The sequence below is a fragment of the Actinomadura sp. WMMB 499 genome, assembly GCF_008824145.1.
Taxonomy (GTDB): Bacteria; Actinomycetota; Actinomycetes; order Streptosporangiales; family Streptosporangiaceae; genus Spirillospora.
The window spans coordinates 7,064,581-7,086,611 of sequence record NZ_CP044407.1 but is presented as its reverse complement, the minus strand read 5'-3'; the positions used below and the strand labels follow the sequence as shown (position 1 = coordinate 7,086,611).

The following is a 22,031-nucleotide window of genomic DNA, read 5'->3' as shown; positions in this document are numbered from 1 at the left end:
GGTCGGCGGGCGGTCAGCGCAGCGACATGTCGTGAACACCACCAAAGATTACGCTTTCGCCTGGATAGCACGGACATATGGAACGCCCGCGGCCGGTCCCGGCCGCGGGCGCGAACTGGACGGGCGTCAGCCCATGTGCGGGTACCGGTAGTCGGTCGGCGGGACGAACGTCTCCTTGATCGAGCGCGGGGAGGTCCACCGCAGCAGGTTGAACACCGACCCGGCCTTGTCGTTCGTCCCGGACGCGCGGGCGCCGCCGAACGGCTGCTGGCCGACGACCGCCCCGGTGGGCTTGTCGTTGATGTAGAAGTTGCCCGCGGCGAACCGCAGCGCCTCCGCCGTGCGCGCGGCGGCCGCCCGGTCGCCGGCGATGACGGCGCCGGTCAGCGCGTACGCCGACACCGACTCCATCTGCGCGAGCATCTCGTCGTACCGCTCGTCCTCGTACACCAGGACGCCCAGGACGGGCCCGAAGTACTCGGTCCGGAAGATCTCGTTCTCCGGGTCGCTCGACACCAGCACGGTCGGGCGCACGAAGTAGCCGACGGAGTCGTCGTAGGTCCCGCCGGCGACGATCTCGATGGACGGGTCGTCCTTCGCGCGGTCGATCGCGGCCCGGTTCTTGGCGAAGGCACGCTCGTCGATGACGGCGCCCATGAAGTTCGACAGGTCGGTGACGTCGCCCATCGCGAGCCCGTCGACCTCTTCGGCGAGCCGCTCCTTGAGGCCGTTCTCCCAGATCGACCGGGGGATGTAGGCGCGCGAAGCGGCGGAGCACTTCTGCCCCTGGTACTCGAACGCGCCCCGGACGAGCGCGGTCCGCAGGACGTCCGGGTCGGCGGACGGGTGCGCGACGACGAAGTCCTTGCCGCCGGTCTCGCCGACGAGCCGCGGGTAGCTCCGGTAGGCGTCGATGTTCGCGCCGACCGTCTTCCACAGGTGCTTGAACGTCGCGGTGGAGCCGGTGAAGTGGACGCCCGCCAGCTCGGGGTGCTCCAGCGCGACGTCCGAGACCGCGAGGCCGTCGCCCGTCACGAGGTTGATGACGCCCGGCGGCAGCCCGGCCTCCTCCAGCAGCCGCATGGTCAGGACCGCCGCGTACGTCTGCGTCGGGGACGGCTTCCAGACGACCACGTTGCCCATCATCGCGGGCGCGGTCGGGAGGTTCGCGGCGATGGCCGTGAAGTTGAACGGGGTGATCGCGTAGACGAACCCCTCGAGGGGCCGCAGGTCCGACCGGTTCCACACGCCCGCGCTGGAGATCGGCTGCTCGGCCATGATCCGCCGCGCGTAGTGGACGTTGAACCGCCAGAAGTCCGCGAGTTCGCACGGGCTGTCGATCTCCGCCTGCTGGACGGTCTTGGACTGCCCGAGCATCGTCGCGGCGAGGATCGTCTCGCGCCACGGCCCGGACAGCAGGTCGGCGGCGCGCAGGAAGATCGCGGCGCGGTCGTCGAACGACAGCGCCCGCCACGCGGGCGCGGCGTCCAGCGCGGCCGCGATCGCGTCCCGCGCGTCGTCACGCGTGGCCGTGCCGAACGTCCCGAGGACGGCCTCGTGCCGGTGCGGCTGCACGACGGCGACCTTCTCGCCGGCGCCGAGCCGCCGCTCGCCGCCGATCGTCATCGGCAGGTCGACCGGCCCGGCGGCGCCGATCTCGGCGAGCTTCGCCTCCAGCCGGGCCCGCTCGGCGCTGCCGGGGGCGTAGCCCCGCACCGGCTCGTTCACCGGCGTCGGGACGTTGGTGACGGCGTCCATGAATGTGCCTCCTGGTCAGCGTGAGACGAACGAACGGAGAAAGAAGACGAGGTTGGCGGGGCGCTCGGCGAGGCGGCGCATGAAGTAGCCGTACCAGTCGGCGCCGTAGGGCACGTAGACCCGCATCGTGTGCTCCTCGGCCAGCCGGCGCTGCTCGGCGGCGCGGATCCCGTAGAGCATCTGGAACTCGAACGAGTCGGCCTTGCGCTCGTGCTCGGCGGCCAGCGCCAGCGCGATGTCGATCATCCGCGGGTCGTGGCTGCCGATCATCGGGCGTCCGGCACCGGCCATCAGCAGCCGCAGGCCCCGCACGTACGCGCGGTCGACCTCGTGCCGTCCCTGGTAGGCGACCGACGGCGGTTCGGCGTAGGCCCCCTTCACCAGCCGCACCCGGGACCCCTCCCCCACGAGGTCCCGCAGGTCGCCCTCGGTGCGCCGCAGCATCGACTGGATCGCGACGCCCACCCACGGGAAGTCGTCGCGCAGCTCCCGCAGCACCCCGAGCGTCGAGTCGACGGTCGTGTGGTCCTCCATGTCGAGGGTGACCGTCATCCCGACGCGCCCTGCCGCCGCGCAGATCGTCCGCGCGTTGTCCAGGGCCAGCCGGTCGTCCAGGGCCTGCCCGAGCGCCGACAGCTTCAGCGACGCGTCCGCCCCCGGGGCCGACTCGCCCAGCGCCTCGAACAGTGCGAGGTAGGCGTCCCGCGTGGCCTCCGCCTGCGCCCTGTCCAGCGTGTCCTCGCCGAGGTGGTCGAGGGTGACCTCCAGGCCGTCCCCGGCCAGCGCCCGCACGGCCCGGACGGCCGCGCCGAGATCCTCCCCGGCGACGAACCGGTCGACGACGCCCCGCGTCAGGGGCACGGCGGTCACGAGACCGCGCACGCGCTCGCTGCGCGCGGCCGCGAGAAGGAGCGGACTCAGCATCAGGGCCTCCGGAAAGCGTCGGACACTTCGCACGGTAAAACCGGCCCTGCCCGACCACGTATAGTCAGATGCCACTTTAGGCAGCCGAACTCTTCATACAAATGTCACGAGGAGCCCATGGCCCAGGACCTCCAAGAGATCGTCGAGCTCGCGGCGGACCTCCTCGGCGCCCCCGCCACCCTGGAGGACCGCGACTTCCACCTCGTCGGCTACGCCGCGCACGGCGACACGATCGACCCCGTCCGGATGGAGTCGATCCTGCACCGCCGCGCCACCGAGGACGTCCGCACCCGCTTCGAGCGGCACGGCATCGCCCGCGCCACCGGCCCCGTCCGCATCCCCGCCGACGCCGCCCTCGGCCAGCTCGGCCGCCTCTGCCTGCCGGTCCGCTGGAACGACGTCACCTACGGCTACCTGTGGCTCCTCGACGACGAGCAGAAGGTCACCGACCCGGCCCGCGCCATGCCGCTGTGCGAGCGCGCCGGCCTGCTGATGGCCCGCCGCGCCCGCGAGCGCGACGACCTGGGCTGGCGCGTCGCCGACCTGCTCTCCGCGCAGCCCGACGTCCGCGCCCAGGCCGCCGCCGAACTCGCCGAGTCGGCCGCCCCCGAACCGCCGCTCGCCGTCGCCGTCCTGCGCACCGGCGCGCCCGAGCCCCTCAACCCCTGGATGCTCCCCCACTCGGTGCTCGCGACACTCTGGCAGCGCGACCACGTCCTGCTGATCCCGTCCGGCGTCGCGCCCCGCCCCGTCATCGACCGCGCCCGGCGCCTCCTCGAAGAGCGGGGCACGCCCGTCCGCGCGGGCCTGCACACCGGCTCGTCCGGCCTCGACGCCGTCCACGAGGGCTGGCTCCGCGCCCGCGTCGCCGCCCGCGTCGCACCCCCCGGCGGCACCCGCGACTGGACGGCCCTCGGCGTCCTGCGGCTCCTGCGCACCGCCCCCGACGACGCGCTGGCCGACGCCGTCCGCATCCCCGGCACCCTCGCCGAACACCCCGACCTGGAGGCGACGGCCCGCACGTACCTGGACCACGCGGGCAACGTCCAGGCCACGGCCCGGGCCCTCAGCATCCACCGGCAGACGCTCTACCACCGCCTGCGGCGCATCGAGGAACTGACGTCCCTGCCCCTCACCGACGGCCAGGACCGCCTGACCCTCCACCTGGCCCTGACCCTGGGCCCCCACCTGGACTGAGCGGCCTACCCCGCCAGCGACGCGTGCCGTTCCCGCAGTTCCCGCTTGAGGATCTTGCCGCTGGGGTTCTTCGGCAGCGACTCCGCCAGCACCACGTACTTGGGCCGCTTGTAGGGGGCGAGCCGCTCCCGGGCGTGCGCGTGCACGGCGTCGGCGTCCAGCGTCACCCCCGGCTTCGGCACCACGACGGCGGTGACCGCCTCGATCCAGTGCGGGTGGGCGATGCCGAACACGGCGACCTCGGCCACGCCGTCCAGCTCGTAGACGGCCTCCTCGACCTCCCGGCTGGCCACGTTCTCCCCACCGGTCTTGATCATGTCCTTCTTGCGGTCGACCACCGAGAGGTAGCCGTCCTCGGTCATGATCCCGAGGTCGCCCGAGTGGAACCACCCGCCGCGGAACGCCTCGTCGGTCTTCCCCTCGTCCTTGTAGTAGCCCAGTGCCGCGTGCGGGCTGCGGTGGACGATCTCGCCGACCTCCCCGGGCGCCACCGGGTTCCCGTCGTCGTCCACCAGGATCGTCTCGACGTTGAGCGCCGCACGTCCCGCACTGCCCGCACGCTCCACCTGCTCGTCCGGGCGCAGGATCGTGGCGAGCGGCGCCATCTCCGTCTGCCCATAGAAGTTCCACAGCCGCACGTCGGGCAGCCGCCGCTGCATCTCCCGCAGCACCTCCACCGGCATCGGCGACGCCCCGTAGTACCCCTTCCGGAGGCTGGACAGGTCGCGGGTGTCGAAGTCGGGATGGCGCAGCAGCGAGATCCACACCGTCGGCGGGCAGAACAGCTTCGTGACCTTCTCCCGCTCGATCGTCTCCAGCAGCAGCGCGGGATCCGGCCCCGGCAGGATGATGCTCGTCGCCCCCAGGTACACGTCGACGGAGAAGAAGCAGTCGAGCTGCGCGCAGTGGTACATCGGCAGCGCGTGCACCTCGACGTCCTCGTCGGACATCTCACCGTCGATGACGCAGCTCACGTACTGGCCGATCAGCGACCGGCTCGTCAGCACGACGCCCTTGGGCCGCGACTCGGTCCCCGACGTGTACATCAGCCGCAGCGGATCGTCGTCCGCCACGAGCACGTCGGGCGCGGACGCGTCCCCCACGGCGGCCCACCCGTCGACGTCCTCCCACCCTTCGGCCGGCGCGCCGATCACTCCGCGGACCCCGCCCTGGATTCCCGCGATCGCGAGCGCCTTCTCGGCCACGGGCACGAGCGCGTCCTCGGCGACGATCCCGGACGCCCCGGAATGTCCGAGGATGTAGCCGATCTCGTCCGCGTTGAGCATGAAGTTCACGGGCACCAGCACCACGCCGAGCTTCGCCGTCGCGAACGCCAGCACCGCGTACTGCCTGCAGTTGTGGCTCACCAGCGCGAGCCGGTCGCCCTTGCCGAGCCCCCGCGCCGCGAGCGCGCGCGCCGTCCGGTTCACCGCCGCGTCGAACTCCGCGAACGTCCACCGGACGTCCCCGTCGACGATCGCGACCTTGCCGGGCCGCCGCCGGGCCGTCCGGTGCAGCAGATCCCCGTACGCGTGCTGCCGGGCGCGAGCGACCGATCCGGACATGGGGCGCCTCCGTGAAACCGCTGATAAAGCCCGAGTTCGGCGATCATAACCGCGCCCACCGGACGGGGGTCAACCGTCGATGATCCGCTCCATCACCTCGACGGGCAACGCGGGGTTCGCCGCCGCCGCGGACGCCGTACCGGGCTCGTCCAGCAGGACGAGCAGCCGGTCGAGCGGCAGCCTGGGGTCGCCGGCCATCCGGGCGCGAACACCGCGATCAGGGTCGTGGCTGAGCCGCTCGATGACCTCGGCCGGGATCTCGGGGTCGAAAATCACGAACCCGCGCAACCGCTCATCGGCGGACCGGGCGAAATACCGCATGGCGTCCCGGGGGAAGTTCGGATGCCGCGGCATGTCATCGACCGCGAAGCTCGCGAATTCCAGCACCGTCCTGAGCAGCAAGGACCCGGGCGGGCCGGGATGGTTCTCGGCGAGGAACAACCGGACGAGACGGTCCTCGTCATCAGCGAGCCGCGCGACGAGATCCGGCGGGAGATGCGGGCAGAACGCCGCGCTGCGCCGGAGCGCGGGATGGGCCGATTCGGCGCATTTCCGCGTCGCCGCCGCGTCGTCGCACAAAGCCTGGACCCAGGGCAGCGGAGAGAACCTCGCGTACGGATCGCTGTGATAATCGATCTCCGCGCGTTCCCGCTCGCTCAATTCCGGACGAGTCGAGACCGTCAGCCGCACGTGCCCGTCGGGATCCGCGGCGAGTTCGTCCACGAGGTCGGTGGGCAGGTTGGGATTGCCCGCCACCGCCGCGCGCCTCCGCATGTCCCCGTCCCGCACGAGGCTTTCGGCGAGCGCCCTGGGCAGGACGCCGTCTCGCATCTCCTTGCCGGACACCTCGCCCACCGCCTTGAGCGGCACAACCCCGCCCGCGGCCTCACGAGCCTCCTCCCGCACACCGTCGTCAGGGTCGTTGAGAAGCATCTCCCTGACCTCCTCGGGAAGGAGATCCCACTGATCCGAGAGGCAGCCACGTACTCGGGGGTCCGGATCACCGGCGAGGAGCACCCGAACATGGTCGGGTGTGTAGCGCTGGAGAGCCACCTCTTCACGGATGACGACGTCAGGGTCGGCGGCGAGCCGTTCGTAAGCCTCGACGGTCATCGGCAGCCAGCCGGCCGGCCGCCTTATGCCCCAGCCGCATTGCTCCACCAGATTGCCGCGCACTCGCCGATCGGGGTCGGCGGCGAGCCGGGAGCGGCGTTCCGGTCCAAGGGAGAGGTTGAAGGCCAGCCCTTTTCGGAGGTTCGGATCCGCATGGCTCAGGATCGCCTCGAACAAGGCGTCCGGCATATTCACCCGGCCGCACAGTGCGGACTGGACGTCCGGGATTTCCGTGTCCAGCAACCGCAGAAGAATCACCACGGGCGCGGCCGGATTTCGCGCCACCCCCGAAGCCGAGCCGAACGAACGTCACAAGTCACACCCAAAGACGGTAGCCCCCGGGAAAAGGGGGGTCTAGGGGCGAAGCCCCAGGGGTGGGCGGGTGGGGGAGGTTGGCGGCACCGGGGGGTTCGGGGGGTCGCCCCCCGGTAAAACGCGGAGAATCCCCCGGAAGCAGGCGAAGCCTGCGACAAGGGGATTCCCGATTCGTAGCGGGGGCAGGATTTGAACCTGCGACCTCTGGGTTATGAGCCCAGCGAGCTACCGAACTGCTCCACCCCGCGTTGCGTGATGTCTTAACTCTATGGGGCGGAGGGGGCTTGTGCAAATTGGTTTCAGCCGGTGCAGGAGGGGACGTCGCCGTTGCCGGTGGTGAGGGCGTCCAGGGCCTGGCGGGCGCTCTTGAGGGTGTCGGCGCGGATGAGGCGGAGGCCGTCGGGGCGGGACTCGGCGGCGGCGGCGCAGTTGTCCTTGGGGGTGAGGAAGACGGTGGCGCCGGCGCGGCGGGCGGCGATCATCTTCTGTTCGATGCCACCGATGGGGCCGACCTGGCCGTCGGGGGTGATAGTGCCGGTGCCGGCGATGAAGCGGCCGCCGGTGAGGGCGCCGGGGGTGAGTTTGTCGATGATGGCGAGGGAGAAGATGAGGCCGGCGGAGGGGCCGCCGATGTCGCCGATGTTGACGCCGATCTCGAAGGGGAACTTGTAGTCGCCGGCGAGGACGACGCCGACGATGGCGCCGCCGTCGGGGCCCTTGGTGGTGCCGATCCGCTGCTGCTGTTCCTTGCCGCCGCGGAGGATGGTGAGGGTCACGGTGTCGCCGGGCGTTACGCCGTTCATGACCTGGCTGACCTGCTGAACCTGGGTGACGGCGGTGCCGTTGACGGCGGTGACCTCGTCTTCGGGCTTGAGCTTGCCGTCGGCGGGCCGGCCTTTCTGGACGCTGTCGACGACGACGCGGGTGGTGACGGGGATGCCGAGTTCGTGCAGGGCGGCGGCTTCGGCGTCGTCCTGGGAGTCGCGCATCTGCCGGGTGTTCTGCTGGTCGACCTCTTCGGGGGATTCGTCCTCGGGGAAGATCGTCTCTTCGGGGACGACGGCGGTGTCGCCGTCGAGCCAGCCGCGCAGGGCGGTGAAGAGGTCGATGCGGCCGCCGGGGCCGCCGCGGTAGGTGACGGTGGTGAAGTTGAGCTGTCCTTCGGTGGCGTAGGTGCGCCGCCCGTCGATGGTGATGATGGCCTGGCCCTTGGCGTTCTCGGCGAGGGTGTTTCTCGTCGGTCCCGGCATCAGGGTGACGTACGGGACGGGCATGAGGGAGCCGACGAGGGCCAGCACCAGGACGAGCACGCTCGCGGCGGAGAGCGTGGCGGCACGACGAGACATGGTCGGAACTCTATGCGGCACCGGGGTGTCAGCAGGCCCCGACCCATTCGTCGCCGCCGTCGGCGAACGTCTGGTGCTTCCAGATGGGGACCTGCGCCTTGAGGTCGTCGATGAGGCGGCGGCAGGCGTCGAACGCTTCGGCGCGGTGCGGGCAGGACGCGGCGACGACGACGGCGAGGTCGCCGATCCGCAGGTCGCCGACGCGGTGGAGGGCGGCGAGGGCGCAGACGGGGAAGTCGGCGGCGATCTTCTCCATGACGGCGCGCAGTTCGCGTTCGACGGTGGGGTGCGCGCTGTAGGAGAGGGCGCTGACGGCGCGCGCGTGGTCGTGGTCGCGGACGGTGCCGACGAAGAGGGCGGTGCCGCCGGCGGCGGGGTCACCGACGGCGCCGAAGACCTCGTCGACGGACAGTGGCGTCTCGCGGACGCCGATGAGCCGGATGACGTCGGGTGCTTCGGCGCTGTCGTGGGTCACGTCTCGCAGGTTACTTCAGGACGGATCTTCGGGTTCGTCCGGTTCGAAGGTTCCGGCGAGCGCTTCGGCGAGGGCGGGGACGAGGTCGGGGCCGGCGAGGACCTCGTCTTCGGCGTCGGGGCGGCGGAGCCGGAGGGCGGAGTGCCGGGCGCCGTCGCGCAGCACGCCGACGATCATGCGGACGTCCTCGCGTCTGGGGTGCTGCGCGGCGAACGCGGCGGCTTCGGCCTCGTCGGCGGGGATCTCGTCCTCGACTTCGGGGGGCAGGACGACGCGTTCGATGACGAGGGCGCAGCCGTCCACGGCGTCGGGCCAGGCGATGGCGGCGAGGGCGTCCTCGACGGCGGCCTGCTCGGGGAGGGCGGGCTGTTCGAGGGCGGCGAGGGTGTCGGCGTCCGGGGGGAGGCCGAGCTGGTCGGCGAGGTCGGGTTCGGCGGAGCGCAGTTCGGCGCTGCGCACGAGGGCGTAGAGGCGGGGGGCGGCGTCCCATCCTTCCTGTGCGGTGTGGCGTTCGAGATCCAGGACGACTTCTTCCAAGAGGCTCACGCGCCCATCTTTCCCCTAATCGGTCCGGGGGCATGCGGGAAACCCCGTTCCAGTCGGTAGGTTGCATACAGCAGGACCGGCGGCGGCCGGTGAGCGCGATCTCGATCGGAGTGGGGCCTTGACCTTCCGGACTCCCAGCCTCGGGCGCCGGTTCGGCGGCGGCCGTTCGCGGCTGCTCCTGCCTGTGCTGGTGGCGCTCGCGGTGCTGCTGGTGGCCTTCATGGTGTTCACCGCGTTCTATACCGATCTGCTGTGGTACCGGTCGATCGGTTTCGAGGGGGTGTTCACGACACAGCTGCAGGCGCGGGCCGTCCTGTTCTTCGGGGCGGGGCTGCTGATGGCGCTGCTGGTGGGCGCGAACGTCCTGGTCGCGTACCGGCTGCGGCCCGCGTACCGGCCGCTGTCGGTGGAGCAGCAGGGGCTGGAGCGGTACCGGGCGGTGATCGATCCGCGGCGGCGGCTGATCGCGATCGTCCTGCTGGGGCTGCTGGGCGTCTTCACGGGCGCGTCGGTGTCGGGGCAGTGGCCGACGTGGCTGGCGTTCCTGAACCGGACGTCGTTCGGCGTCGAGGACCCGCAGTTCCACAAGGACGTGTCGTTCTACGTCTTCACGTACCCGTTCATCCGACTGCTGCTGGGCATCGTCTTCGCGGTGATCATCCTGTCGATCCTGGCGACGGTGATGGTGCACTACCTGTACGGGGGGCTGCGGCTGCAGGGGCCGGGCGACAAGGCGAGCCCGCCCGCGCGCGCGCACCTGTCGGTGCTGGCGGGGCTGTTCGTCCTGCTGAAGGCGGTCGCGTACTGGTACGACCGGTACGGGCTCGTCCATTCGGAACGGGGCGTGACGACGGGGGCGTCCTATACGGACGTGAACGCGCTGATGCCCGCGAAGACGATCCTGGCGGTCATCGCGGTGCTGTGCGCGATCATGTTCTTCAGCAACCTGCTGCGCCGCGGGATGATGCTGCCGGGCGTGGGCTTCACGCTGCTGGTGCTTTCCGCGCTCCTGCTGGGCGGGCTGTACCCGCTGCTGATCCAGCAGTTCCAGGTGAAGCCGGACGAGCTGGCGAAGGAACGCCAGTACATCCAGCGGAACATCGAGGCGACACGCCGTGCCTACGGGGTCGAGGGGGCGAAGCTCGTCCCGTACGGGGCGCAGCAGAAGTCGGACCAGGCGACGCTGCGGGCGGAGGCGGAGCGGCTGAACGGCGCGCGGGTCCTCGACCCGAACGTGGTGGGCGAGACGTTCAAGCAGCAGCAGCGGAGCCGTCCGTTCTACAACTTCTCCGACATCCTCGACGTGGACCGGTACGAGATCGACGGCGAGATGGTCGACACCGTGGTGGCGCTGCGGGAGCTTTCGGGCGCGCCGGAGGGCCAGCACAGCTGGATCAAGGACCGCATGACGTACACGCACGGGTACGGGTTCGTGTCCGCGTACGCCAACCGGCTCGCCGACGGCGGGATACCGGACTACATCACGCGCGACATGCCCGTGAAGTCGGATCAGCGGATCAACGTGACGCGCCCGGAGATCTACTTCGGGGAGCGGACGCCGACGTACTCGGTGGTCGGCGGTGCCGGCCAGCAGGAGCTGAACTACCCGGACAACAGCGAGAACGGCCAGCAGACGAGCACCTACGAGGGTGACGGCGGCGTCTCCGTCGACTCGTTCTTCCACAAGCTGCTGTACGCGACGAAGTTCCAGGACCGGAACCTGCTGCTGTCGGGCGCGATCAACGACAACGCGAAGATCATGTACGACCGGTCGCCGATGGAGCGGGTCCAGAAGGCCGCACCGTGGCTGCGGCTGGACGGCGACCCGTACCCCTCGGTGGTGAACGGCCGGATCGTCTGGATCGTGGACGGCTACACGACGACCAGCGGCTACCCGTACTCGGAGGAGGTCAGCCTCGGGGAGGCGACGCGCGACACCATCACCGACACCCGCTCGGCGGTGGCGCGCCAGGCCGACGACCACGTCAACTACATGCGGAACTCGGTCAAGGCGACGGTCGACGCCTATGACGGTTCGGTGCGGCTCTACGAGTGGGACCAGAACGACCCGATCCTCAAGACGTGGATGAAGGTGTTCGACGGAACCGTCCAGCCGTATTCGCAGATCCCGCCCGACCTGAAGAAGCACTTCCGCTACCCGCAGGACCTCTTCAAGGTGCAGCGGACGATCCTCGCGAAGTACCACGTGACGGACGCGGACGCGTTCTACAGCGGGGAGGGCTTCTGGGAGGTGCCGGAGGACCCGAGCGCCAAGGGCAAGCTCCAGCCGCCGTACTACCAGAGCCTGCGCGTCCCGGGCGCGCAGGAGGAGTCCTTCGCGCTGACCACCGTGTTCAACCCGCGCAACTACCAGCAACTGGCCGCGTTCATGTCGGTCGGGTCGACGCCCGACCGCGACTACGGGCAGATCACGATCCTGCAGATGCCGCGGAACGCGCAGCCGCCGGGCCCCAGCCAGGTGCAGAACAAGTTCGAAACCGATCCCCTCGTGAAGGACGATCTGACCGAGTTGCGGATCGGCCAGACGAACACGATCTCGGGCAACCTGCTGACACTCCCGTTCGCGGGCGGCCTGCTGTACGTCGAACCGATGTACGCGATCCAGGAGAACGCCAAGCAGCCTTATCCGGTCCTGGGCAAGGTGCTGGCGGGGTACGGCGATACGGTGGTGTCGGCGGACAGCCTGGAACAGGCGCTCGAGGAGATCATCGCCGCGGCGAGCGGCGAGCCCGCTCCGCCGGAGGAGCAGGGTGGCGGTGAGGAAGGCGGCGAGGAGCCGCCGGAGACCGGCGCGCTGAGCCCGGAGGCGCTGCAGGCGATCGACGATCTGCGCAAGGCCGTCACGGACTACGAGGCGGCCCAGAAGGCCCTGGACTACGAGAAGATGGGCCAGGCCTGGGACGCGATCAAGAAGGCCGAGCAGGCGCTCGCGGCGGCCAAGCAGGCCAAGCCGGAGTCCTGAGCCCCGGACACCGCGGACGAACGAGGGCCGCCGCCCACCCCGGGCGGCGGCCCTCCGCCCGTCCCAAGACCGTCACCAGCACCGCCTGCGGCCCCCAGCCAAGCCTCAGCCAGAGCGGACCGAAACCACTGCGATTGCGAGCGAAGCCGGATTCGAGCGAAGCGAGAATCCGATCGCGCAGCGAGCCCCTGGGCGAGTCGGAGCGATGCAGCAATCGCACCGCAGCGCCCGTTGAAGGAAGGCCCCCAGGGCCTGACGCCGAGGGCGGTGCAATCAAACACGCCGGCGCCTGCGGGCCCGCCTGATGGCCGCGGCGGCGCCGATCGCGGCGACGGTGGCGCCCGCGGCGGTCGCGGCGGCGGCCTCGCGGCCGCCGACGCGGCGCCCAACGACCGCGTGCCGTCCGGCGATCTCGTCCATCAGCCCGCGCAGGGCGGCGGCGTTGTCGTACATCGGCTTCCAGCCCGCGGCGCGCAGCCGGGCGCAGTCGACGACCCACGGGTAGGCGACGTAGCGCAGTTCGGTGGCGGGTGCCGGGGTCATGCCGAGGCGGTGCAGGCGCTGGGCCGTCCCGAAGGTGAGGGCGGCGGGCAGCTCGAAGCCGCGCTTGCCGGTGATCTCGGCGACCTCCTCGGGGCCGAGCCAGCCCTCGCAGCCGACGGCGACGGGGCCGGTGAGGTGCTCGGTGACGATCACGTCGAGGGCGGAGGCGAGGTCGTCGAGGTGGCAGAACTGCCAGCCGGGGGTGCTGCCCTTGACCGACAGCAGCCGCGGGGCCTCGAAATGGCGGGTGACGAGCGTGTCGACGCCGGGCCCGACGAGCGCGGCCGGACGGACGACGGTGATCTCGAGCCCGGGATGGGCGAGCGGCGCGGTGGCGGCGAGCTCCTCGATCTCCAGGTGGTCTCCGGCGATGCCGGTGTCGGCCTCGGCGAGCAGCGGCGCGTCCTCGGGGAGCGGGACGTCGTTGCCGGGTTCGGCGCCGTACACCATGGCGCTGGTGACGAGCACCACCCGGCGGACGCGCGCGGCGGCCGCGGCGGTGACGACGGTCTGCGCCCCGCGCACGTTGTGGGTGCGGCGCTCGCGCTGCTCGATCTCGGGCGACTGCTCGACGTCGAGGTGGACGATCACGTCGACGTCCGACAGCCGCCCGGACAGCAGGGGGTCGCGGACGTCCATGACGCGCCAGGTGACTCCGGGCACATCGCCCCGCTGCCCGTCGATGGCCACGACCTTGCGGATCTCCTCGCGCTCGGCGAGCCGGGCGGCCAGCAGCCGCCCCGCCCCGGTGGCCGCGCCGGTGACCGCGACGACCGGGCCCTTGCTACGCCGAGGGCGAACCTTGCCCGTTGCCACGGAGGTGCCCCCTTCCTTTTGTTCGCGACCTTGCCTGGACCGGCTAACGTTGCGGATATGAGCCCATCATGCATCCCAGGGGCGAACCGATATGAGTGACACACCCTTCGGCTTCAACCGTCCCGGTGACGGAGACGACGACCGGCCCCAGGATCCATTCAAGGCCATGGGCGGCGACATGGCGCAGTTCGCCGACATGCTGCACCGGTTCGCCGACATGATCGGCGGCCAGGGCGCGCCCGGTGCGGGCGGCCCCGGCGGCGGCCCCCTGAACTGGGATCTGGCCAAGAACATCGCGCGGCACGCGGTCGCCGAGAAGGGCGACCCGTCGATCGTGGACGCCGAGCGGCGCCAGGTCGAGGAGGCGCTGCGGCTGGCCGAGCTGTGGCTCGACGAGGGCACGACGCTGCCCGCCGGCATCCGGACGCCGCAGGCGTGGAGCCGGTCGGAGTGGGTCGAGCAGACGCTGCCGGTGTGGGCGAAGGTCTGCGACCCGATCGCCACGCGCATGGTCGAGTCCATGGGCGGCGCGCTCGGCGGCGGCGAGATCCCCGCGGACGTCCAGGCGATGGCCGGGCCGCTGATCGGCATGGTCAAGCAGATGGCCGGTGCGATGGTCGGCGGGCAGGCCGGGCAGGCGCTCGGCGAGCTGGCCCGGGAGGTGACCGGTTCGGCGGACGTGGGCCTGCCGCTGGCGCCGGACGGCGTCGGGGCGCTGCTGCCCGCGGGCGTCGAGGCGTTCGGGTCGGGTCTGGAGGTGTCCGACGATGAGGTGCGGCTGTACCTGGCGCTGCGCGAGGCGGCCCACCAGCGGCTGTTCGCGCACGTCCCGTGGCTGCGGTCGCACCTGCTGGGCGCGGTCGAGGAGTACGCGCGCGGCATCACCGTCGACCTGTCGGGCATCGAGCAGGCCGTGCAGGGCCTCGACCTGAGCAACCCGCAGGCGATCCAGGACGCGCTGGGCGGGGAGATCTCGCTGCAGCCGGAGGAGTCGCCGCGGCAGAAGGCGGCGCTGGCCCGGCTGGAGACGACGCTCGCGCTGGTCGAGGGCTGGGTCGACACGGTCGTCAACCAGGTGGCGGGCGACCGGCTGCCCGAGTCCGGGAAGCTGGCCGAGGCGGTGCGGCGGCGCCGCGCGACCGGCGGCCCGGCGGAGCGGACGTTCGCGACGCTGGTGGGGCTGGAGCTGCGGCCCCGGCGGCTGCGCGAGGCGGCGGCGCTGTGGCGGACGCTGACGGACGTGCGGGGCGTGCAGGGCCGCGACGCGGTGTGGGACCACCCGGACCTGCTGCCGACCTCGGACGACCTGGACGACCCGGACGGGTTCGTGCACGGCCGCGAGGACGCCCTGTCGGACCTGGACCTGTCGAAGCTCACCAAGGGCGAGGGCCCGGCCGAGCCCGCCGGCGAGCCGGAGGACGAGGGCGAGAACGGCGGGGGCGACGGGAAGGACGGGGACGGCGGGACCGGCGACGCGGGGCCGCAGCGGTGAGGCGGGAGCGGCCGCACCGGGTGAGCGGCTGCCGGTACGAGCCGGGTTCGTCCACGAACGCGATCCGGCGGCGGGTCGCGCGGGCGAGCCTGTGCTGGCAGCGTCCCATCGATCAGGAGCGCCGGCGCCGCCACCTCGTCAACTCCCGCTACCCGCGCATCGGGCGCGCATGACGGGTGACACGGATCGTGATCGCCTGCTCGCCACGGTCACGCTCGGCAAGAACGTGACCGACGTGCTGCGCCGGTGGCGCCCGCCGGACGACGTCCAACGCGAACTGGCGCTCGACTTCATGCGGCACATGCGCGATCACACGCTGGACGGTCTGTGGCGGGAGTGCGCGGCCGGGCACATCACCGCGAGCACGCTCGTGCTCGACCCGACGCGCACCCGGGTGCTGCTGACGCTGCACTCGAAGATCAAGTCGTGGCTGCAGCTCGGCGGTCACCTGGAGCAGGTCGACAGGACGCTGGCGGCCGCGGCGCTGCGGGAGGCGACGGAGGAGTCGGGCATCCGCGGCCTGCGGCTGCTGGGCGACGGGCCGGTGCAGCTCGACCGGCACGCGGTGCGCTGCCATCCGCAGGGCTCGTGGCACCTGGACGTCCAGTACGCGGCGGTCGCCCCGGCGGGCGCGCGGCACGTGGTGAGCGACGAGTCCGACGACCTCGCCTGGTTCCCGGTGGACGCGCTGCCCGAGCCGACGGACGACGCGCTGCGCCGCCTCGTCGCGCGGGCCGTCGCGTCCTGAGGGGGCGGCCCGGGTCAGCCCCGGAGCGGGTGCCCCTCCAGCAGGGCCCGGGTATTCTCCCACCCCTCCAGGCCCGGATCGAGGTTCTCCAGGTCGGCGGGGGTGCGGATGCGGTGCCAGCCGGGTCCCTGCGGGACGAGCCCGGCGCGCGGCGCGGCGCCGCGGAGCCGGGCGAGCGCGTCGGGGGTGTCGAGGTCGGTCTCGGCGAGCGCGGCGGCGAGCCAGCCGGGCAGCGGCAGCCGGGCGGCGAGCGCGACGAGCCCGTCCGGACGGGCGGCGCACGCGGCCGCCGGGGCCTGCCCGAGCGCCCGGAACAGCTTGCCGATCAGCAGCGGCGGCAGGTCGGGGGCGTCGCCCGCGACCAGCACGGCCTCCGCCGCCCCGGCGGCGTGCAGCGCGGCGAAGGCGTCCGGCGGGGCGGCCGCGCGGACGATCGCCGTGCCGGGCCACGTGACGGCTTCGGCGTCCGGCTGGTCGGGCGGGTCCAGCACGAGGGCCGGGGTGACCAGCTCGAGCCCGGCGACGACCTCGTAGGCGTCCTCGAGGAGGGCGAGCCTGAACTCGTCCGGGTCGACGCCGGGCGGGGCCGCACCGGGACGGCCGCGGGCGTGCGACAGCACCGCGGCGTGGCGGGCGGAGCTCACCCGGCGACCCCGTACCGCTGGTCGCGGTGCAGCGCGTCGCCCCGGTGGGCGTCCTTGCCGGGGTCGTCGCCGGGCGCGTCCGCCTCCATGGGCAGGTGCGCGGCGGCGGCGACGCCCTCGAGGTAGCCGCGGGCGCGGTCGGCCTTCGGGTAGTTGCCGACCAGTTCCCAGAAGTCGGCGCCGTGACCGGGGATCAGCAGGTGCGCCAGCTCGTGGACGAGGACGTAGTCGACGACCCAGCCGGGCATGCCGCGCAGCCGCGTGGAGAGCCGGATCGTCCCGTCCTCGGGAGTGCACGATCCCCAGCGGGTGCGCTGGTTGTCGACCCAGCGGATGCTGACGGGCTCGGCACGGCCGTCCAGGTAACGGCGGGACAGTTCGCGGGCGCGGGACTGCAGGTCGGCGTCGCTGGGACGCCGTTTGCGTTCGCGCTCCTCCAGCCGTTCCAGGATGGTCGCGATCCACTGTTCCTCTTCGGCCTTGCTCAGCCTGGACGGAACCATCACCACCACCTTGTCCCCGTCGCGGTAGGCGGACACCGTCCGCCGGCGGCGGGAGCTGCGGCGGACCTCAACGTTTGGGGGCACGCCAGAACCGTACCCAAAAATTTGCGTCCGCCACAGGGGGTGTTTGACGTTATCGCAGGTCAGACACCATCTTTTAACCACCCCATAGGGGCCGCAACACGCCCGCGCAACCTTGACGGGGCCGTTCCCGGCCGCTACGCGCCCCGATCCGTGGTATTGATCATTCGCCGGTGAAGCGCGGCGCGCGGCGTTCCCGCTGGGCGGCGAGGCCCTCGACCATGTCCCTGGTGGCCATCGTGACGGGCTGCGCGAGCGACTCCCAGCGCAGCGCGGACTCCATGTCGGGGTGGCCGCCGCCGGCCAGCGCGACCTTCGTGAGCCGCGTCGCGACGGGGGCCTGCGCGGCGACCCGGCCGGCGGCCTCCAGCGCCTCCGCCAGCACCCGTTCCCGGGGGACGGCACGGTTGACCAGGCCGGACGTCTCGGCCTCGGCACCCGTCAGGACGCGTCCGGTGAGCAGCATCTCGCGGGCGAGCGGCAGCCCGGCGACCTCGGGGAGCAGCCAGGTCCCGGCCATGCCGGGGTGCAGGCCGAGGGCGGTGAACGGGGCGAGGAGCTTGGCGTCGGCGGACGCGTACCGCAGGTCGCAGGCCAGCGCGAGGCACAGCCCGGCGCCGACGGCGTGCCCGTTGACGGCGGCGATCGTGGGGACCTCCAGGTCCCTGATCGCGAGCCACGTCCGGTAGAACTCCAGCATCCGGTCGCGCAGCGCCGGGACGGCCACGGAGTTCGTGTCGGCGAGCCACGAGAGATCGCCGCCGGAACTGAACGCGCCGCCCGCGCCGGTGACCACGACGCAGCGCACGTCCCGATCGGCGCGCAGATCCGCGACGGCCTTTTTCCAGGCGGCGGTCATGGCGTCGGCCATCGCATTGCGGCGCTCCGGATCGTTCAGCGTGAGAACGACGATTCCGTCGGGGCGGCGTTCGACCAGCAGCTCTTCGGACACGGGACGCACCGTACCCTGCGGGGGCCCCGGCAGGACCGGCCGGGTCCGGCGGGCACCGACCATAACGCGTGAGAAAGCGCACACTTACCACATTTGCACTGGTCACGCGAGTGCGCCGTTTCCGGCCCCCCGGATTGTTCGTCCGGATCTGTGGCGGAAACGGCGGCCGATCGCCGAGAATGTCCGGGTGAGCGATCTTCCGCGCCGCGCGGTGACGCGGTCAGCAAAGCTGGCGTCCCTCCCCATCGGCTTCGCGGGGCGCACCGCCCTGGGTGTGGGAAAGCGGACCTTCGGGCGGCCGGCCGAGGCCGTCGCCATGGAGATCCAGACGCGCACCGCCGAGCAGCTGTTCAAGGTGCTCGGCGAGCTCAAGGGCGGGGCGATGAAGCTCGGCCAGATGCTGTCGATCTTCGAGGCGGCGCTGCCGCCGGAGATCTCCGGTCCGTACCGCGCCACCCTGACCAAGCTGCAGGAGGCCGCTCCCCCGCTGCCCGCGGCGGCCGTGCACAAGGTGCTGGCCCAGGCGCTCGGGGACGACTGGCGCGACTCGTTCGCCGAGTTCGACGACGAGCCCGCCGCCGCGGCGTCCATCGGGCAGGTCCACAAGGCCGTCTGGCACGACGGCCGGACGGTCGCCGTGAAGGTGCAGTACCCCGGCGCGGGCAAGGCCCTGATCAGCGACTTCAACCAGCTCGCCCGCGTCGGCAGGCTGTTCGGCGTGCTGATGCCGGGCCTCGACGTCAAGACGATGCTCGCCGAGCTCAAGGAGCGGGTGGTCGAGGAACTCGACTACGAGATCGAGGCCGAGTCGCAGACGATCATCCGCGAGGCCTACCTCGACGACCCCGACTTCTACATCCCCGAGGTGATCGCCCAGGCCGGGGACGTCCTGGTCACCGAGTGGATGGACGGCACCCCGCTCTCGAAGATCATCGCCGAGGGCGACCAGGAGACCCGCAACCACGCCGCCCTCCTGTACTGCCGGTTCCTGCTGTCGGGTCCGAAGCGCTCCGAGCTCCTGCACGGCGACCCGCACCCGGGCAACTTCCGGCTGCTGGAGGACGGCCGCCTCGGCGTCATGGACTTCGGCGCCGTCGACCACATCCCCGGCGGGTTCCAGCAGCGGCTCGGCCTCCTCCTGCGCATCGGCACGATGGCCGACATCGACGAGGTCGAGGAGGCCCTCCGCCGGGAGGACTTCATCCGCGAGGACGTCGACATCGACGCCGAGTCGCTGCAGGCCTTCCTCGCGCCGATCACCGAGCCGTTCGTCACCGAGACGTTCGCGTTCAACCGCGAGTGGCTGCGCGACCAGGCCGCCCGCGTCACCGACCTGCGCCCGACCAACGTGGTCCGGCAGCTCAACCTGCCGCCCGAGTACGTGATCATCCACCGCGTCCTGTCGGCCGGCACCGGCGTGCTCTGCCAGCTCGACTGCGAGATCCCGGCCCGCGCGGAGTCCCTCGCGTGGATCCCCGGCTTCGCCGACGACGAGGACGAGGAGCTCGTCACCGGCTGACGGGGACGGCTCCCGGACGAACGAGCGAAGGGCCCCGCGCGCCGAGCAGGCGCGCGGGGCCCTTCTTCGTGGCGTCCGGCAGTGGGGGGCCGGACGCCTCCGGAAAGCCGCCGGGGAGGCCGTCCGCCGCCGTCCGGTGTCCGGAACCGGACACCGGGCGGCGGGCGAGCCGCCTGCGACCCGTCGGCCGTCGGCCTCAGGCCCGGCCGTGCCTCCGTGGACGGCCGCGCGGGAGCGCGTACGGGTCGGGTCCGGCCGTGGGGGCGAGCAGGACGCGCCGGACGCGCGACGCGCGGATCTGCGCGTCCCGGCGGGCGCGGCGCAGGGCGCGCACCCGGACGGCCAGCTCGTCGGGTCCTTCGGTCATCGTCGTCATCTCGTCGTCCTCCCCGGGGGCGCCGCATTCGCCCCTCGGGTGATATTTCCCTTTCGGGTGTTTTCGTTTCGTTTCCTCCGCCGGGGAGGCGCATCCCTTCCGGAATGCCCCTCCCCACCGGAGGCCGGCTGCGGGTCGCGACCTGGGCTCGTCACCCGCGGTCGCCGCATCGGTGCTCGAGTGAGCGGCTGCCGCCGTCCGTCCCTCAGACGGTTACATCTTCCGGGCGGGGGTGCTTGCGCGGGCGGCCACGGGGACGCTTGCGCGGCACGATCACGCCGCGGACGAACAGTTCACCGCCCCAGACGCCCCAGGGCTCCTTCCGCTCGAGGGCCCCGGCGAGGCACTGCTTGCGGACGGGGCACTCCTGGCAGAGCGCCTTGGCGAGCTCGACGTCGGCGGGGTCCTCGGCGAAGAACAGCTCCGGGTCGGTCCGGCACGGAAGCGTGAGGTCCTCTTCGCTCACTGCGAGAGCCCCCTGCATCACAGTCACCCTTGTTCCTCTCGTTGGATCTCAACGGGCGTGTCGGTGGGTTGTCTGGGCAAATGGAAAGGCCGCGGATCCGGTGTCTGGATCCGCGGCCTGGGGGCTTGCCGGTGTCTTGCTAGACCGGTCGCCTCCAGGGGTGCGGACCCGACACGCCGCCCATCAGGGTGGCGCCCTCGCGGGCCGTGGCCGAAGCCTGGATGGTCACGTCTTCGAGGAGGTGCTCGAAGACACTCCACCCCTGCTCGTCCTGGAATCGCTGCGCACGACGGACGTCGCGCAGATCACGGAGATCGCGCGGGCCACGCCGCAGTTCGCCGAATTCGGCACAACGCCCGTCGGCGAGGATCGCCTCGGTGCCGAGGATCGATCCGCCGCTCGGCTCATGCCCGGCGTCGGTGGACCCGTTGCGCAGTCTCGGCTTGCGCAGGGTGTCGACGGACACCGGGGAATAGGCCTTCGAGGCGCCGGGGCGCGTGGCGTTCCGGGACGGCGTGTTCGCGAACAACGTGTAGATCACCGGACTGCACACCACCTCTCTGGCTCCTCGGGCCGGGCGGATCAAGATCCACCAGACGGCCGCCTGATTGCTCGCGTAAGAGACTACGGGGACTTCGGCAAATCCAGCAAGGTATTTTTGACCTGCGGGTTTGTGGCTCAGTTCACCGGATTCGCCGGGAACCCCGGCCCTGATTCCGGCGTCGAAACTCTCGGGAGACCCCTGCGGGGACGATCAGTCCGACACGCGGATGAGGCCCTCCTGCATCACCGACACCACCAGTTCCCCGGAGCGGGTGAACACCTGCCCGCGGGCCAGCCCGCGGGCGCCCCCGGCGAACGGGGTGTCCTGGTAGTACAGCAGCCAGTCGTCCGCGCGGAACGGGCGGTGGAACCACATCGCGTGGTCGAGGCTGGCACCCATGGTCCGCTGGTCGCCCCAGGCGAGGCCGTGGTTGAGCAGGACGGTGTCGAGCAGCGTCATGTCGGACGCGTACGTCATCAGGCACACGTGCAGCAGCGGGTCGTCCGGCAGCTCCCCGTCCACCTTCAGCCACACCTTCGACTCCGGCGTGGCCAGTGCCGGGTCCTTGGCCGCCTCCCAGGTCAGCGGGGTGGCGTGCCGGATGTCGATGGGCCGGCGGCTCACGAACTCCTCGGCGCCGCGCCGTCCGAACAGGGGCGTCAGCCGGGTGAGGGAGTCCGGGAGGGTCTCGGGGGCGGGCGCGTCCGGCATCGCCGCCCGGTGCGCCGGGCCGTCCTCGACGATCTGGAACGACGCCGACAGCGTGAAGATCGCCTTGCCGTGCTGGACGGCCGTGACGCGGCGGGTCGTGAAGGAGCGGCCGTCCCGGACCCGGTCGACCGTGTAGACGATCGGGACGAGCGGGTCGCCCGGCCGCAGGAAGTAGGCGTGCAGGGAGTGCACGGGACGGTTCACCGGGACGGTGCGGCCGGCGGCGACGAGCGCCTGGCCCGCGACCTGCCCTCCGAAGACGCGTTGCCGCCGCTCGTCGTCCGTGCGGCCGCGGAAGATGTCGTTCTCGATCTGCTCGAGGTCCAGCAGGTCCAGCAGAGCCTTCAGAGTCTCCTTCACGCCCGACAGTCTCCCCCATCCACCTGAGTGACCGGCCTCTCACCCCTGGGCGCG

The 22,031-nt window shown here is 71.8% G+C and carries 21 protein-coding genes and 1 tRNA gene; 6 read left to right on the top strand and 16 right to left on the bottom strand.

The window, feature by feature from the left end; all coding sequences use genetic code 11:
• Positions 1-126: 126 nt before the first annotated feature.
• Both pruA and F7P10_RS31930 read right to left on the bottom strand, forming a co-directional pair.
• Positions 127-1,758, bottom strand: a complete 1,632-nt coding sequence (pruA, locus tag F7P10_RS31935) for an L-glutamate gamma-semialdehyde dehydrogenase (RefSeq protein ID WP_151015110.1) — start codon at positions 1,756-1,758, stop codon at positions 127-129.
• A gap of 15 nt (positions 1,759-1,773) precedes the next feature.
• The gene (locus F7P10_RS31930) at positions 1,774-2,682 is read right to left on the bottom strand and encodes a proline dehydrogenase family protein (RefSeq protein ID WP_151015108.1); all 909 of its coding nucleotides are present in this window, start codon (positions 2,680-2,682) and stop codon (positions 1,774-1,776) included.
• Between the two features lie 117 nt (positions 2,683-2,799).
• Between F7P10_RS31930 and F7P10_RS31925 the strand changes: the two genes are divergently transcribed.
• Positions 2,800-3,879, top strand: a complete 1,080-nt coding sequence (locus F7P10_RS31925) for a CdaR family transcriptional regulator (protein ID WP_151015106.1) — start codon at positions 2,800-2,802, stop codon at positions 3,877-3,879.
• Positions 3,880-3,884: 5 nt separating this feature from the next.
• Here the strand turns inward: F7P10_RS31925 and F7P10_RS31920 are convergent, their stop codons facing one another.
• From F7P10_RS31920 to F7P10_RS31895, 6 genes are all read right to left on the bottom strand, one after another.
• Positions 3,885-5,444, bottom strand: a complete 1,560-nt coding sequence (locus tag F7P10_RS31920; RefSeq protein WP_151015104.1) for an acyl-CoA synthetase — start codon at positions 5,442-5,444, stop codon at positions 3,885-3,887.
• Between the two features lie 69 nt (positions 5,445-5,513).
• Positions 5,514-6,842, bottom strand: a complete 1,329-nt coding sequence (locus tag F7P10_RS31915) for an LRV domain-containing protein (RefSeq protein WP_151015102.1) — start codon at positions 6,840-6,842, stop codon at positions 5,514-5,516.
• A 204-nt stretch (positions 6,843-7,046) separates the two neighbouring features.
• Positions 7,047-7,120 (bottom strand) — tRNA-Met (locus F7P10_RS31910).
• A gap of 51 nt (positions 7,121-7,171) precedes the next feature.
• Positions 7,172-8,218 carry a PDZ domain-containing protein gene (locus tag F7P10_RS31905; protein WP_151015100.1) on the bottom strand — a complete coding sequence of 349 codons (1,047 nt, stop codon included), beginning with the start codon at positions 8,216-8,218 and terminating at the stop codon, positions 7,172-7,174.
• Positions 8,219-8,246: 28 nt separating this feature from the next.
• A complete protein-coding gene (locus F7P10_RS31900; protein ID WP_176611745.1) occupies positions 8,247-8,693 on the bottom strand; it encodes a molybdenum cofactor biosynthesis protein MoaE in 447 nt (148 codons plus the stop codon).
• 15 nt (positions 8,694-8,708) lie between these two features.
• The gene (locus F7P10_RS31895) at positions 8,709-9,239 is read right to left on the bottom strand and encodes a PPA1309 family protein (RefSeq protein ID WP_151015096.1); all 531 of its coding nucleotides are present in this window, start codon (positions 9,237-9,239) and stop codon (positions 8,709-8,711) included.
• A gap of 118 nt (positions 9,240-9,357) precedes the next feature.
• Here F7P10_RS31895 and F7P10_RS31890 point away from each other — a divergent pair, with 118 nt between their 5' ends.
• The gene (locus tag F7P10_RS31890) at positions 9,358-12,222 is read left to right on the top strand and encodes a UPF0182 family protein (protein ID WP_151015094.1); all 2,865 of its coding nucleotides are present in this window, start codon (positions 9,358-9,360) and stop codon (positions 12,220-12,222) included.
• Positions 12,223-12,495: 273 nt separating this feature from the next.
• Here F7P10_RS31890 and F7P10_RS31885 read toward each other — a convergent pair whose 3' ends face one another.
• Positions 12,496-13,581, bottom strand: coding sequence for an NAD-dependent epimerase/dehydratase family protein (locus F7P10_RS31885; RefSeq protein ID WP_151015092.1), 1,086 nt, complete (start codon positions 13,579-13,581; stop codon positions 12,496-12,498).
• A gap of 91 nt (positions 13,582-13,672) precedes the next feature.
• Here F7P10_RS31885 and F7P10_RS31880 point away from each other — a divergent pair, with 91 nt between their 5' ends.
• Genes F7P10_RS31880 through F7P10_RS31875 form a run of 3 tightly spaced genes read left to right on the top strand, consistent with a single transcriptional unit; the run spans position 13,673 to position 15,821 of the window.
• Positions 13,673-15,073 carry a zinc-dependent metalloprotease gene (locus F7P10_RS31880; protein WP_151015090.1) on the top strand — a complete coding sequence of 467 codons (1,401 nt, stop codon included), beginning with the start codon at positions 13,673-13,675 and terminating at the stop codon, positions 15,071-15,073.
• A complete protein-coding gene (locus tag F7P10_RS42800) occupies positions 15,070-15,246 on the top strand; it encodes a hypothetical protein (RefSeq protein ID WP_176611744.1) in 177 nt (58 codons plus the stop codon). The genes F7P10_RS31880 and F7P10_RS42800 overlap by 4 nt, the downstream gene beginning before the upstream one ends.
• Complete coding sequence (locus F7P10_RS31875) at positions 15,243-15,821, top strand: NUDIX hydrolase (protein WP_151015088.1); 579 nt, start codon at positions 15,243-15,245, stop codon at positions 15,819-15,821. The genes F7P10_RS42800 and F7P10_RS31875 overlap by 4 nt, the downstream gene beginning before the upstream one ends.
• Before the next feature lie 14 nt (positions 15,822-15,835).
• On the opposite strand, the gene F7P10_RS31870 is transcribed toward F7P10_RS31875, so the two are convergent.
• From F7P10_RS31870 to F7P10_RS31860, 3 genes are all read right to left on the bottom strand, one after another.
• The gene (locus F7P10_RS31870; RefSeq protein ID WP_151015086.1) at positions 15,836-16,465 is read right to left on the bottom strand and encodes a hypothetical protein; all 630 of its coding nucleotides are present in this window, start codon (positions 16,463-16,465) and stop codon (positions 15,836-15,838) included.
• On the bottom strand, positions 16,462-17,052 hold the full coding sequence (locus F7P10_RS31865; protein ID WP_254716129.1) for a M48 family metallopeptidase: 591 nt from the start codon (positions 17,050-17,052) through the stop codon (positions 16,462-16,464). Before F7P10_RS31865 ends, F7P10_RS31870 begins: the two co-directional genes overlap by 4 nt.
• A 160-nt stretch (positions 17,053-17,212) precedes the next feature.
• Positions 17,213-18,001, bottom strand: a complete 789-nt coding sequence (locus F7P10_RS31860; RefSeq protein ID WP_254716128.1) for an enoyl-CoA hydratase/isomerase family protein — start codon at positions 17,999-18,001, stop codon at positions 17,213-17,215.
• Between the two features lie 187 nt (positions 18,002-18,188).
• Here F7P10_RS31860 and F7P10_RS31855 point away from each other — a divergent pair, with 187 nt between their 5' ends.
• Entirely contained in the window at positions 18,189-19,520 is a 1,332-nt protein-coding gene (locus F7P10_RS31855) for an AarF/ABC1/UbiB kinase family protein (protein WP_151015082.1), read from the top strand.
• Between the two features lie 196 nt (positions 19,521-19,716).
• Here the strand turns inward: F7P10_RS31855 and F7P10_RS31850 are convergent, their stop codons facing one another.
• The 4 genes from F7P10_RS31850 to tesB form a co-directional block, all read right to left on the bottom strand.
• Positions 19,717-19,896 (bottom strand): hypothetical protein, encoded by a 180-nt coding sequence (locus F7P10_RS31850; protein WP_151015080.1) that lies wholly within the window; start codon positions 19,894-19,896, stop codon positions 19,717-19,719.
• Between the two features lie 205 nt (positions 19,897-20,101).
• On the bottom strand, positions 20,102-20,380 hold the full coding sequence (locus F7P10_RS31845; RefSeq protein WP_051300364.1) for a WhiB family transcriptional regulator: 279 nt from the start codon (positions 20,378-20,380) through the stop codon (positions 20,102-20,104).
• Positions 20,381-20,501: 121 nt separating this feature from the next.
• Positions 20,502-20,903, bottom strand: coding sequence for a hypothetical protein (locus F7P10_RS31840; protein WP_151015078.1), 402 nt, complete (start codon positions 20,901-20,903; stop codon positions 20,502-20,504).
• Positions 20,904-21,116: 213 nt separating this feature from the next.
• Positions 21,117-21,977, bottom strand: coding sequence for an acyl-CoA thioesterase II (tesB, locus tag F7P10_RS31835; RefSeq protein ID WP_151015076.1), 861 nt, complete (start codon positions 21,975-21,977; stop codon positions 21,117-21,119).
• Between the last annotated feature and the right edge of the window lie 54 nt (positions 21,978-22,031).